The sequence below is a fragment of the Collinsella sp. AM17-1 genome (assembly GCF_003470665.1).
In the GTDB taxonomy this organism is placed as follows: domain Bacteria; phylum Actinomycetota; class Coriobacteriia; order Coriobacteriales; family Coriobacteriaceae; genus Collinsella.
Genome location: NZ_QRJZ01000002.1, coordinates 151,707 through 165,064, shown reverse-complemented (window position 1 = coordinate 165,064; position 13,358 = coordinate 151,707). Strand labels below are relative to the sequence as shown.

The following is a 13,358-nucleotide window of genomic DNA, read 5'->3' as shown; positions in this document are numbered from 1 at the left end:
AGCGTTACCGTTTGCGGCAACCAGCAAGGTGCTTCCCATACATCGGCCAATCAATTAACTCTAAGTCTCCTCCATTCCCGGTGTAACGGATAAGCTCTTCGCTGATCTTTAAAGTGATTTCGATAAGCAGCGTGAGAAACAAATAGTAGTCTCTTGCGAACTGGCTGGAATTGGGGTCGTCAACAGGTGAGTTGCCATGGTCGTAAGAGTTTCGAAGGGCTAAAGCATTTGAATGGATCGCATTATTGAACATATAGTTCAAGTAAGATGCTTCGTCTGGTGAAAATAAGGCGTCGCTATATTTCAGATATCCTTGCTTTACCAGCTCGTGAGCTCCATCAATAGTTGCTTTCGAACAACGCCAAAGTGGGTATGCGCTCGAATCCCAAATCTTCTTTAAATAATGGGCTTTTTTGGAAGGCAATAAACGCCCGTCTTTATCAGATTCAGCTAAAAAGCCCTTGTTGATTAGCGATTCTATTGCCGATCGGTAATCTCCGTCGTAATCGTCGACATGGACCACATGCTTATGCAGCAGGTCCCAAAGGTTGTCTTCTGGGCTTTTGATGCGGGATGCGAAGGCAAGCAATGATTGATCCCAAAACAAGGGTTTCGCTGCTTCGTCATAGCGATCACCCCTAATTACGTATTTATTTGCATAGAATGATTTAAATTCAGAGAAGAGCTTGAAGTTTTCAAATCGAAAATAATCAGGATCGATTACATGCATTTTTGAATATAGCGAGTACGCCTTTAGTGCACGTTCAAGCTCCGGGCCCATGGCCTTGCATTTATCAAGCCACGAGCATCCGGTTGCTGGTAAAGAGATCGAGAAACCCCCAATCCCGAGTTCTTTAGCAAAATAGACGTTATATGTCCATTCAATTGCATCTTCCAAGCGTCTACCATTTCTTTCAAGAAGCTTTGCATATAGGGCCGTTTCTTCTAGTAGAAGATCCTGACGCATTTTAAAGAATATGTTGTTGTCGTATTCGTCCTTGGCACGCATACCAAAGGTTTTCATCAGGGTAGATTCATCGTGTTCGTGGGCGGGGCAAGTCAGAAGCCCCCGCTCGTCTAAATAATCAAAGACGTACGCGCAGTTGTTCATTATGGTTGGATGATCAAGGTAGCGACTTAGCCATTCTTCACCGAAGAAAGTCTTTAGAGTATTTCCATCCACATAGGAATCTTTGCATGCAATTTGGTTACCGCTAATCGAAGCTTCAATACCGTATTCAATACTCCCAGTCTCATCAAATAGCTGTTTACTTAATTCCTCATAGCGCCTTTTGGCCTTTATGCGAACTTCGATTGACGGACTATAGTCTTTTGCTGCTGCACTGGGCCAGTTCATGAGAACCTGGACATAATTAAGATTTGGATTAGTCTCTGAAAGATATCTTAGAACAATTTCATCGATATCACTTCCGGTCAATGACGGCGGTAGATATATCATCTCTTTAGAGCGTACCTCTGCGCCAAAGTTCCCGACAATTATGCTCACTGCAGCGTCAATATTTTTTGATAGGACAGCTCTGATATGTTGGTCAAACTTCTGTACTAATCCATAGTGGGACATTACATTTGAGATGCAGAGCGAGTGCCGACTCAGTAATTCTTCAAGTTCATCGGAATTTATTTTTTCATATGCTTTAGTTGAGGAGGCCAGATTCCAAAACCTGTCGATATATTGCCATTCGACACTTTCATAAACATCTAAAAGTGCATTATTTGTTAATGCTGAATGTGCAAAGGAAGAAGCTTTGCCATATAGCCTTTTTAGAATATGGTTAATTTCGAGACTCATATCATCGAAGGCCTCGGGTACGCATCCAATTACCTCCTTAATTTCACCGATCTCAATGGCATCGTTAATTGTTTCAATTGGATGGCTTTCGCCATCCATTAATATCTCTTTGCATCTTTCGATTGAGCGATACGTTCCATAGTCATTGGGTCCATAACAGGAGACTCGAGAGTGATTAATTTCTTCCAAAATGATCCCCACCTTGCTTTAGTAGAATCCGCTCTCTAGTCTATCCATTCACGCGGACATAATGATCGAAGTAAAAATGCGATGAACAGTGCTGCTATATAGCCCGTTGCTAGTTGTTCAAATTCTGTCTACCGCTTCTCCCTTGGCATATGTAATTCGAAATAGGGGGTGGTATCGACAAGCGTCGATACCACCCCAGCGCTCAATGATTTCCCGGCTACAGGCAGGCAACCGCTCTCCCCTAATCCCGCTTAAACAGATCCCTTGTGTACACCTTGTCCGCCACGTCCGCGAGCTCGTCGCTCCAGCGGTTGGCGACGATCACGTCGCAGTCGGCCTTGAAGGCCTCCAGCTCGTGGGTCACCTCGGACCCGAAGAACTCCGGCGCGTCCAGCGTGGGCTCGTAGACCACCACGGGCACGCCCTTGGCCTTCACGCGCTTCATGACGCCCTGGATGGAGCTCGCGCGGAAGTTATCAGAGTTGGACTTCATCGTCAGGCGGTAGACGCCCACGACCGGCTTCGGCTTGCCCTCGTACACGCGGTCCCACACCATCTGCAGCACCTCGTCGGCGACGAAGTCCTTGCGGGTGCGGTTGGCCTCCACGATGGCCTCGATCAGGTTATACGGCACGTCCCTGTAGTTGGCCAGCAGCTGCTTGGTGTCCTTGGGCAGGCAGTAGCCGCCGTAGCCGAAGCTGGGGTTGTTGTAGCGACTGCCGATGCGCGGCTCCAGGCACACGCCGTCGATGACGTCGCGCGTGTTGAGGCCTCGAACCTCGCAGTAGGTGTCGAGCTCGTTGAAGTAGGCCACGCGCAGCGCCAGGTAGGTGTTGGCGAAGAGCTTGACGGCCTCGGCCTCGGTGGTGCCCAGCGCGAGCTCGGGGATGCCCTTGGAGCCGTCGGCGTTCACGCGCTCGAGCTCAGCGGGGTCGGCGCTCTGCGGCCGCGACGGCGTAGGCGTCCTCCTTCGGTGCGCCCACCAATGGGCATCCCCGATCGAGAGGAAAGCATCAGGAACAGGATGGTTAGCTGAGCGCTAATATTCGCCTGGAAAGCGAGTGATATGATTCGATCTACAAGCTTTCGAATCGAAAAGGCGGAATAAGCATGGGAAATCCCGTGATAACACTCAGGGACTTGATGCCGGTGGTACACCCCGAGAAGACCAAGGTTAAGTTCAACATGAACGCTGGCGACGTGAGCCTACGCGCGTACGACCTGCTGCTAAAAGATACCTCGACCACCGAGAGGACCGATAGCGGCTCGCGATGGTACGAAATGAACGCGTGGAGGAGCGCGACGGAGCAGGCGAACAACAACCTCAACCATGCAGAGTACCTGCTCTCGTTCGCCCAGTACTACACCTACGGGCCAGAGTACTTCATCTTCGGCGGCATGCACAAAGTGGAGAAGGTGGTGCCCGAGGTGCTGGGCGGCGTGGGCTACAAGCTGACGCTTCTTCCTGACTACGAGGCCTACATCAAGCGTCTTATCATCAAGCTGAAGAAGCCGATCGGACGCGATATCTACAACAAGTTCTACGAGAACACGATGCGAGACTTTGAACCCGTTGTATACGAGTACTCGATGAGCCTGGGCAACGTGAGCCCCTTCCCCGGCTACAAGTACGTTCGCATCGACCACAAGACACTGCAGGCCATCATCGCTAGCGTGGGCTCCGACTGGTACTGGGCGTTGGACAACGTGAAGGGCGTCAACTGCATCACCGACACCGCGACGGGAAAGCTCTACGTGGGCTCGGCATCGGGCGACAGCAAGAAGGACGCAGGCGCGGACCTGGGTATCTGGCAGCGTTGGAGCGCCTATGCCAACCCCGAGGACCCTACGGGCGGCAACAAGGCATTCAAGGCCATCATGGCTGAGCACGGGGCTGGGTACATCATCGAGAACTTTACCTACTCCATCCTTGAGGTATGCGACACAAAGATGACCGCTGCCGAAGTGTGCGAGCGCGAGAGCCATTGGAAGGACGTATTGGGATCGCGCAAGTTCGGCATGAACTGGAATTAGGTGTGTGCCATGGGTTTACCGCGGACGGTGAGGGATTGCGTTTACGGCATGGCCGTGGGCGACGCGCTTGGCGTGCCCTACGAGTTTATGCCGCGCGGTAGCTTCACCCGCAATGACATGACGGGCCATTTGCAAAAATGCAGTTCAGGCCACTAAATATCGTATGTAAATAAAAAAGGCCACCCAATAGAGTGACCTTGCATTCACGATGGTGGAGACGAGGGGGATCGAACCCCTGACCTCTTGACTGCCAGTCAAGCGCTCTCCCAGCTGAGCTACGCCCCCGTGACGAGGAGATACTATAGGGGAATGTTTTACTTGATGCAAGAGGGAATTTTGGTTGTATCCATCACTTACGGGTTTTCCTACTCGCCTGCCGTCCCGATAAAGCCCTGATGCGATAACCCTTACTTGTAGAGGTAAGCGATGGCGGTTCCGCTGTGGACTTGGATCGTGGCTGTTGACCTGACGACGTTGCTGATGCCGGTGTCGGCTAACAGGCTCAGAGGGCTGTGATCGAGTTCCCACTCTAGGCCATGCTCGCTTACAACCGTCCCAGGGGCAATGGCGATGATGGAAAACGTCTTGCCTTCGGCGCCTTCAATGGTCCACGATTCGCCTGCGTGAAGGATGCGGGTCGTGGTCTCGTCCTCGGCAATCCAGACAGGAGCATCCTCGTAGTCTGCGAGCAAGCCCAGTACGGACAGGGCCATATCCGGGCGGCCGCCGGTGGCGCAGGTCGCAACCACTTCGGCACCCGGCCAACGACGGCGGACGGAATCGAGCGCCAGCGCCAGATCGGTATAGTCCTTGTAGGGGTCGTGGCGCTCAACTTCAAAGTCGGTGGCAGCATCGATCAGTGCGCGACCGGCATCGCTCACCGTATCGGCATCCCCCACATATACGTCGCAGCTCAGTCCCGCGCCCAGCAGCGCGTCGAGTCCGCGGTCCACGGCGACAACGTGATCGCACTCCCCTGCTAACCTACGCAACAGATCCGCGCTCGCCAACACGGGCGAGCCACAGACTACTAGTACTTTGCAAGCCACAAACCTCGCCTATCCTTCAAACGAAAGCACGCGAGCCAAATCCAGCTCCTCGTAGCTGTCGATAAAGATATCGCAGTTGGCGCGCACGTTGTCGCGCTTCATGCGGCCGTGCGGGTCATAAATACCCACACGCTTAAAGCCGGCGGCCCCAGAGCTCTTAAGGCCAAAAACCGCGTCCTCAAACACCCAAGCGCGCTCAAACTTATGCCCATGATGCTCCTCCAGGCGGCGCAGCGCCAGCTCGTACACATCGGGGAACTGTTTGGAGCGTCCTGCCTCGCCTGTCGTGGTAACAAACTCCATGTAAGCGTCGAGTCCGGCATCAGCGAGCGCGGGCTGCACCAGCTCGGCCGGCGTAGACGTGGCAACGCACATGGAAATGCCCGCCGCCTTCGCCTGCTCCAAAAATGCCAGGAGCCCCTCGCGCGGCGGCACCTTGGAGTAGCCATCAATCAGAATGTCGCTCAGCTCGCGATACAGCTCCTCGCCATTCTCGCCAATGCCCCACGTGTCGTGGTAGGCCTGGCACTCATCCTCGAGCGACAAATGCTCAAACTGGGCAAAATCGTCGACCGTCACGTCAACTCCGTGGCGGTGCAATAACTCGGGCTGGGCATAGGCCCAAACGGGGGTGCTATTAACCAGCGAGCCGTCGCAATCGAAAATAAAAGCGACATTGGGAGCGGCGGTCTGGGACATAAACGAACCTTTCGATGTCAAATGGTAAACAACCTGCTAAAAACGTTTTACCAAACGTCAAACCAACAATCAAAAAACCCTTATTGGTAAAACTGTCAAGAGTTTTACCATCGCAATTCTGCCAGTGGTCTAAACATGGCGCTTACCGATTAAACGCCGCCCAAAAACCACTTTCCTTCATAAAAGTAACGTACAGGTGTTATCGTAGTTTCTGCCGAAAGTTCCACCGAGCACGCGAGGTGGAACGAATCATAGAACTATCGCCGTCCCTTCGATTCGTGCAGCCTTGGACCTTTCGCATCTAGTCACCAAGGCAACACGCTGCCGCGTCATGATGGGATCAAACGTGAGCGATACAAAGCTAAAGCCAACGGCTAAAAAGCCCGCAACCCGTAAAGCCGCCCCGCACGCACCGGAGCTCACCAAGGACGATGTCTATCTATTTGGCATCGGCACGTGGGAGCGCAGCTGGGAAAAGATGGGCGCGCACCCCGACACGCAGAACCGTACGCGCGGCTGGCGCTTTTGCGTTTGGGCGCCCGATGTAAAGAGCGTGCATGTCATTGGCGAATTTAACGACTGGGATGAGCAAGCCAACCCGCTGGTGCCCGTGCATACGAGCGCTATTTGGGAAGGCTTTATTCCTGGCGCAGAACAAGGTCAGCTCTATAAGTATCTCATCGAGACCAACGAGGGCGAAAAGCTCTATAAGGCCGATCCGTATGCCTTTAAGGCCGAGTGCCCTCCGGGTACCGCCAGCGTGCTGTGGACCCTCGATGGCTACAAGTGGAACGACGCCGCATGGCTCAAGCGCCGTGCCGGCCACAACCACATGTCACAGCCCCTTAACATCTACGAGGTGCATATTGGCTCGTGGAAGCGCCACGGCGATGCGCCGCAGGGCGAGCCGGACGAGTACGGCAACTACCCCGGTCCCATGGACCCCTTCCCCGCGCAGCGCGGCGAGTTTTACACCTACGACGAACTGTCGGTGGAGCTCGTGGACTACGTGCGCGACATGGGCTATACGCATATCGAGGTCATGCCGCTCATGGAGCATCCCTTCGATGGCTCCTGGGGCTACCAGACGACCGGCTACTATGCCGCCACGTCGCGCTACGGCAACCCACAGCAGCTCATGCACTTTATCGATGCGTGCCACGAGTCTGGCATCGGCGTGATCATGGACTGGGTGCCCGGCGGTTTTTGCGCAGACTCCCACGGCCTTGCCACCTTTAACGGCCACATGCTGTTTGAGCACGAGATTCACCCTAACTGGGGCACGCACAAGTTCGACTTCGCCCGTGGCGAGGTCCGCTCCTTCCTGGTCTCCAACGTGCTGTATTGGCTCGAGAACTTCCATGTTGACGGCATTCGCATGGACGGCGTGTCCAGCATGCTGTACCTCAACTTTGGCATCGACGATCCGGGCCAAAAGAAGTTCAACAAGTACGGTACCGAGGAGGACCTGGACGCCAGCGCGTTTATCCGCCAGGTCAACTGCGCTGTTGAGGCCCACTTCCCTGACGTGATGATGATGGCCGAGGAGTCCACCGCGTGGCCGCTCGTGACCTACCCGCCGCAGGACGGCGGCCTGGGATTCCACTACAAGTGGGACATGGGCTGGATGAACGACACCCTGCACTACATGCAGACCGATTTTCCGTGGCGCCCCGGCAACCACGGGCTGCTCACGTTCTCCATTATGTATGCCTTTACCGAGAACTTTATCTGCCCGCTGAGCCATGACGAGGTCGTTCACGGCAAGTGCTCGCTCATCGGCCGCATGCCGGGCGACTGGTGGCGCCAGTTTGCCGGTCTGCGCACGCTGGCCTTCTACCAGATGACGCACCCCGGTGCCAAGCTCAACTTTATGGGCAACGAGATCGGCCAGTTTATTGAGTGGCGATACTACGAGTCCATCCAGTGGTTCCTGACCGAGGAGTACGAGACCCACCGTCATCATCAGGCGTTCATCAAGGCGCTCAACCACCTGTACACCGCCGAGCCCGCCCTGTATGAGCGCGGCTACACCGACGACGGCTTTACCTGGATCGACGCGGATAACTCCAAGCAGTCCATCGTGAGCTTTGTGCGTCAGGGCGAGGACGTCAACGACGACCTGGTGATCCTGATCAACTTTGACCCGGCGAGCTACGAGAGCTTCCGTGTGGGCGTGCCGCGCGAGGGTGACTGGGAGGTCATCTTTGATTCCGACCGTCCCGAGTTTGGCGGCAGCGGATACGCCGGCGAGGAACCCTACACCTGCTCGAGTGAGCCCTATCCCTGGAACGGGCAGATGGACTCCATTGAGATTAAGGTACCCGGCCTGGCAGGCGTGGTGCTTAAGCGCCGCGGTCCCAGCAGCTACAAACCACCCGTGGTCGAGGAGCCCAAGAAGGCGACGCGCAAGCGCACGTCCTCGGTGAAGCCCAAGCCCGCGGCTGCGAAGAAGGCTCCGGTTAAGGCCAAGGCAACCAAGACCGCCGCTAAGGCTGGCAAGGCTGCCAAGCCCGCCACGACCAAGAAGGTAACCGCCAAAAAGGCTGCTCCCAAGGCCAAGGCAGCTGCTGTTAAGGCTCCTGCCAAGAAAGCGTAACAAAGGCGTTACCACTGTAATTACCCGTCCCGCAGGGGCGTAGGATACATGTCATAACCGTTCCGGGAGAAACATCCCCGGGGGAAAGGAACGTATGAATAAGATCTTCGACAACAAGCAAGAGTTTACCGAGCTCTATCGTGATGCCGTCATGAGCATCAGCGGCAAGAGCATCGAGGCCGCCAGCGACCTCGACCGCTTTAACGCCCTGGCCAAGCTCGTAGCCGAGAAGGCCCGCACCGTTGCCACCAAGAGCGACGCCCGTGCCACCGCCGAGGGCAAGAAGCGCGTGTACTACTTCTCGATCGAGTTTTTGATCGGTCGCCTGCTCGACAACTATCTGCTCAACTTTGGCGTGCGCGACATGGTCGCCGAGGCGCTCGACGACATGGGCTTTGACCTGTCCGTCATCGAGAACCAGGAGCCCGATCCGGCGCTGGGCAACGGTGGCCTGGGCCGTCTGGCCGCGTGCTTCCTGGATTCCATGGCAGCCGAGGGCATTGCCGGCTACGGCAACGGCATGCGCTACCGCTACGGCCTGTTTAAACAGGAAATCGTTAACGGCAGCCAGGTCGAGGCCACCGACGAGTGGCTCACCCACGGCTATCCCTGGGAGGTCCGCCGTCAGGACAAGGCCGTGACCATCAAGTTTGGTGGCCGTGTTGAGGGCTTTGAGGAGAACGGCCGCACGTTCTACCGCACGGTGGACACGCAGGACATCCTGGCCGTCCCTTATGACATCCCCGTGGTGGGCTATGCCGGCGAGACCGTCAACAAGCTGCGCGTCTGGGCCGCTGAGCCGGTCGAGGAGCACTTCGATCTGGAGGCCTTCAACCGCGGTGACTACGCCCTGGCCGATGCCGAGCGCGCCGAGGCCGAGGCCATCAGCGCCATCCTCTACCCCAACGACGCCGGCGAGCACGGTCGTCTGCTGCGCCTGAAGCAGGAGTACCTGTTTGTTTCGGCCGGCATCTACAGCCTGCTCGACACCTTTGAGAAGGAGCACGGCGAGAACTGGGAGCTGCTGCCGCAGTTTGTGGCCATCCATACCAACGACACGCACCCCGCCATGTGCGGCCCCGAGCTCATGCGCATCCTCATCGACGAGAAGAAGCTCGAGTGGGATGACGCCTGGAACATCGTGACGCAGGTCGTGAGCTACACCAACCACACCATCCTGCCCGAGGCTCTGGAGAAGTGGCCCATCGGCACGTTCTCCAAGCTCCTCCCCCGCGTGTACCAGATCATCGACGAGATCAGCCGTCGTTGGCACGAGTCGTTCGACACCACGCAGGAGGGCTGGCAGGAGCGTCTGCGCCAGACCGCCATTCTGTGGGACGGCGAGATTCGCATGGCCAACCTGTCCGTGATCTGCAGCCACAGCGTCAACGGCGTGGCCAAGATCCACTCCGACATCATCAAGAACATCGTGCTCAAGGACTTCTATGCCCTGACGCCCGAGAAATTCAACAACAAGACCAACGGCATCTCGCACCGTCGCTTCTTTGCCGAGGCCAACCCCACCTATGCCAAGCTCGTGACCGAGGCCATTGGCGATGGCTGGCTTAAGGACGCCTTTGAGCTGGAGAAGCTCAAGGAGTTTAAGGACGACACCGAGTTCCTGAAGGCCGTGGGTGCCTCCAAGCGCGCCAACAAGGAGCGTCTGGCCGCCTACGTTAAGGCCGAGACCGGCTTGGTTATTGACCCCAACACCGTCTTCGATGTCCAGGTGAAGCGCTTCCATGCCTATAAGCGCCAGCTCATGAACATCATGAAGGTGATGGACATCTACAACCGTCGCATCGCGGATCCCAACTTCCACGTGACGCCGACGACCTTCATCTTTAGCGGCAAGGCTGCCTCGAGCTACACCTTTGCCAAGGAGACCATCCGCCTGATTAACTCCGTGGCCGACGTCATCAATAACGACCCGCGTGTCAACGAGGTCATGAAGGTCTGCTTTATCCCCAACTTCCGCGTGAGCAACGCCCAGCTCATCTACCCTGCCGCCGAGATCTCGGAGCAGATCTCCACCGCCGGCAAGGAGGCCTCGGGCACGTCCAACATGAAGCTCATGATGAACGGCGCCATTACGCTGGGCACCCTCGACGGCGCCAACATCGAGATCGCCGACCTGGCCGGTCGCGAGAACGAGGCCATCTTTGGCCTGACCGCTCCCGAGGTCGAGCAGCTCTGGGCATCGAACAGCTACTTTGCGTGGGATACCCTCAACGGCGACCGCGAGCGTCTTGGCCGCGTGATGGACGAGCTCAAGGACAACACCTTTGCGGGTCTTTCGGGCAACTTCGAGAGCATCTACAACGAGCTCATGAACAACAACGACCCCGACCTGGTTATGGCCGACTTCCGCAGCTACGTCGACGCCTGGGAGAAGCTCACGAACAGCTACGGCGACCAGGAGACCTGGAACCGCAAGGCCCTGCTCAACACCGCTTCGAGCGGCTGGTTCTCGAGCGACCGCACCATTCGCGAGTACCGCGACGAGATCTGGCACGCGTAAAGGCGCGCGAGCTCCCCTATGCCAGCACGGCATTACTCGACGGGCGTGACGTTGCGCCGCGCCCGTCGCTAATGGGTTTAGGAACATCGATGACAGAAGGAGAAATCGATGAGTAAGAAAGAATGCATCGCGATGCTCCTCGCAGGAGGACAGGGCAGCCGATTGGGGGCACTCACCCAAAAGATCGCTAAGCCAGCGGTTAGCTTTGGTGGTAAGTTCCGCATTATCGACTTCTCGCTCTCCAACTGCTCCAACTCGGGCATCGACACGGTGGGCGTTCTGACGCAGTATCGCCCCTACCTGCTGCATGCCTACGTGGGCTCTGGCGAGGCGTGGGATCTGGACAGCCGCGACGGCGGCGTGTCGATCCTGCCGCCGTACGAGACGCAGACCGGCGGTGCCTGGTATGCGGGCACGGCCGACGCCATTACGCAGAACCTGGATTACATCAAGGCCAACGACCCCAAGTACGTCCTGATTCTGTCTGGCGATCACCTGTATCGCATGGACTACCGTAAGATGCTCAAGACGCACATTGAGAACAACGCCGACCTCACGGTGAGCGTTATGCCCGTGCCTTGGGAGGAGGCCAGCCGCTTTGGCATCCTGACCACCGACCCCGAGGACGGCCGCATCACCAAGTTCACCGAGAAGCCCGATAAGCCCGATTCGAACCTCGCGTCCATGGGCATCTACATCTTCTCGGCCGACGTGCTGATCGAGGCGCTCGAGGAGGACGCTCTGGACCAGCGCTCGAGCCACGACTTTGGCAAGGACATCATCCCCAAGCTGCTCGGCGAGGGCAAGCGCCTGTACAGCTACGAGTTCCACGGCTTTTGGAAGGACGTCGGCACCATCGCCAGCTTCCACGAGACCTCGATGGACCTGCTGGGCAACAACCCCGAGTTCGACCTGTTTGACAAGAACTTCCCCATCATGTCCAACATCACCACGCGTCCGCCGCACTACATTGGACCGGACGGCCGCCTGGACGACTGCCTGGTCTCCAACGGGTGCAAGATCTACGGCACCGCTCGCCACTCGATCCTTTCGACCGATGTCATCATCGAAGAGCGCGCCGTGGTCGAGGACTCCGTGCTGCTGCCGGGTGCGCACGTTAAGAGCGGCGCGCACATCTGCCGCGCTATTTTGGGCGAGAACTCCACGGTCGAAGAGGGCGTGAAGCTCGGCTCTGTCGATACCACCAAGGATACGGCCGTCGTTGGAAATGACGTCGTTATCGGGAAGGGGGAATGATCCGATGATCAATCGCAAGGCCATCGGTTATATCACCGCTAACTACTCTTCGACCTACGGCAGCGTCCTGCTCAAGGATCGCCCCATCGCGTCCGTTCCGTTTTTGGGCCGCTACCGCCTGATCGACTTTCCGCTGTCCAACATGATGAATGCCGGTATCAAGACCGTCGGTGTCGTCATGCCGGGTAACTACCGCTCGCTGATCGACCACGTGGGCTCGGGCAAGGACTGGGGCCTGGACCGCAAGAAGGGCGGCCTGTTCATGGTGCCCGGCAACGCGTATGGCACCACCAAGGGCGGCATGCGCTTCCTGCTGCGCGACATCATCTCCAACAAGACGCTGTTCCAGCGCTCGGAGAATCCCTATGTCGTGATGATGGGCACCAACATCATCTTTAACATGGACCTCAACACCATCATCGAGGCGCACGAGAACTCCGGTGCCCAGATGACCGTGGTGTACTGCAAGGCCACGCGCAATGTCGAAGACGAGACCAAACTCGAGATTAACGAGAACGGCCGCCTGACGGGCGTGAGCGCCGGCGTCGCGTACGGCGACAACGCCTCCATGGACTGCTGCATCGTCAACCGCGAGACGCTCCTCGAGATCATCGACCACTACCAGGCCGCCGACTATCTGGACCTGCTCGAGGCACTCCAGGGCGACTTTGGCAACATCGACGTGTGCAGCTACGAGTACAAGGGCGAGGTCGTGGGCGTGTTTAGCGAAAAGTCGCTGTATCGCCGTAGCATGGACCTGCTCGACCAGACCGTGGCCGACCAGCTCTTTGATCCCGAGCGCCCGATCCTGACCAAGGCTCACGACGTGCCGCCTTCGCGCTATGCGACCGGCAGCCACGCGTGCAACTCGATCATCTCGGCCGGCTGCATCATCAAGGGCACCGTACGCAACTCGATCCTGTCGCGCGGCGTCGTGGTCGAGGAAGGCGCTTCGGTGACCAATTCGATCCTCAACCAGAGCTGCATCATCAAGAGCGGCGCACGCGTCGAGAACGCCATTCTGGACAAGAACAACGTGGTTCCCACCAACACCGAGCTTCGCGGCACGCCCGAGAACATCCTGGTGCTGGGCAAGGCTCCGTTAACTTCCGACACCACCATCGTACGTTAACGTTGGCACCGCAACATCGCTCGTAACATGTAGAATAGCCGCCCGGTTAGCGCCAGGCGGCTATTCTC

Annotated in this window: 10 protein-coding genes and 1 tRNA gene; 6 read left to right on the top strand and 5 right to left on the bottom strand. The window is 57.0% G+C overall.

The features are described from left to right. Nucleotides 1-4: 4 nt before the first annotated feature. The gene (locus tag DW195_RS02040; protein WP_118205668.1) at nucleotides 5-1,909 is read right to left on the bottom strand and encodes a hypothetical protein; all 1,905 of its coding nucleotides are present in this window, start codon (nucleotides 1,907-1,909) and stop codon (nucleotides 5-7) included. A gap of 331 nt (nucleotides 1,910-2,240) precedes the next feature. Next, nucleotides 2,241-2,912: a UDP binding domain-containing protein gene (locus DW195_RS02035; RefSeq protein ID WP_233540787.1), complete on the bottom strand. Its 672-nt coding sequence runs from the start codon at nucleotides 2,910-2,912 to the stop codon at nucleotides 2,241-2,243. 197 nt (nucleotides 2,913-3,109) lie between these two features. Between DW195_RS02035 and DW195_RS02030 the strand changes: the two genes are divergently transcribed. Further along, nucleotides 3,110-4,033: a GIY-YIG nuclease family protein gene (locus DW195_RS02030; RefSeq protein ID WP_199576290.1), complete on the top strand. Its 924-nt coding sequence runs from the start codon at nucleotides 3,110-3,112 to the stop codon at nucleotides 4,031-4,033. Between the two features lie 9 nt (nucleotides 4,034-4,042). After that, the gene (locus tag DW195_RS10725; RefSeq protein ID WP_271758371.1) at nucleotides 4,043-4,189 is read left to right on the top strand and encodes an ADP-ribosylglycohydrolase family protein; all 147 of its coding nucleotides are present in this window, start codon (nucleotides 4,043-4,045) and stop codon (nucleotides 4,187-4,189) included. A gap of 53 nt (nucleotides 4,190-4,242) precedes the next feature. Here DW195_RS10725 and DW195_RS02020 read toward each other — a convergent pair. From DW195_RS02020 to DW195_RS02010, 3 genes are all read right to left on the bottom strand, one after another. Next, nucleotides 4,243-4,318, bottom strand: a tRNA-Ala gene (locus tag DW195_RS02020). Between the two features lie 122 nt (nucleotides 4,319-4,440). Next, nucleotides 4,441-5,082, bottom strand: coding sequence for a thiamine diphosphokinase (locus tag DW195_RS02015; RefSeq protein ID WP_118205665.1), 642 nt, complete (start codon nucleotides 5,080-5,082; stop codon nucleotides 4,441-4,443). Between the two features lie 9 nt (nucleotides 5,083-5,091). Further along, complete coding sequence (locus tag DW195_RS02010; protein ID WP_118205664.1) at nucleotides 5,092-5,781, bottom strand: HAD family phosphatase; 690 nt, start codon at nucleotides 5,779-5,781, stop codon at nucleotides 5,092-5,094. 331 nt (nucleotides 5,782-6,112) lie between these two features. Between DW195_RS02010 and glgB the strand changes: the two genes are divergently transcribed. The 4 genes from glgB (at nucleotide 6,113) to glgD (ending at nucleotide 13,290) form a co-directional block, all read left to right on the top strand. After that, nucleotides 6,113-8,380, top strand: a complete 2,268-nt coding sequence (glgB, locus tag DW195_RS02005; RefSeq protein ID WP_118205663.1) for a 1,4-alpha-glucan branching protein GlgB — start codon at nucleotides 6,113-6,115, stop codon at nucleotides 8,378-8,380. Nucleotides 8,381-8,474: 94 nt separating this feature from the next. Beyond that, the gene (locus DW195_RS02000) at nucleotides 8,475-10,901 is read left to right on the top strand and encodes a glycogen/starch/alpha-glucan phosphorylase (RefSeq protein WP_118205662.1); all 2,427 of its coding nucleotides are present in this window, start codon (nucleotides 8,475-8,477) and stop codon (nucleotides 10,899-10,901) included. 108 nt (nucleotides 10,902-11,009) lie between these two features. Beyond that, on the top strand, nucleotides 11,010-12,158 hold the full coding sequence (locus tag DW195_RS01995; RefSeq protein ID WP_118205661.1) for a glucose-1-phosphate adenylyltransferase: 1,149 nt from the start codon (nucleotides 11,010-11,012) through the stop codon (nucleotides 12,156-12,158). Between the two features lie 4 nt (nucleotides 12,159-12,162). Beyond that, the gene (glgD, locus tag DW195_RS01990) at nucleotides 12,163-13,290 is read left to right on the top strand and encodes a glucose-1-phosphate adenylyltransferase subunit GlgD (protein WP_118205660.1); all 1,128 of its coding nucleotides are present in this window, start codon (nucleotides 12,163-12,165) and stop codon (nucleotides 13,288-13,290) included. Nucleotides 13,291-13,358: the final 68 nt, after the last annotated feature.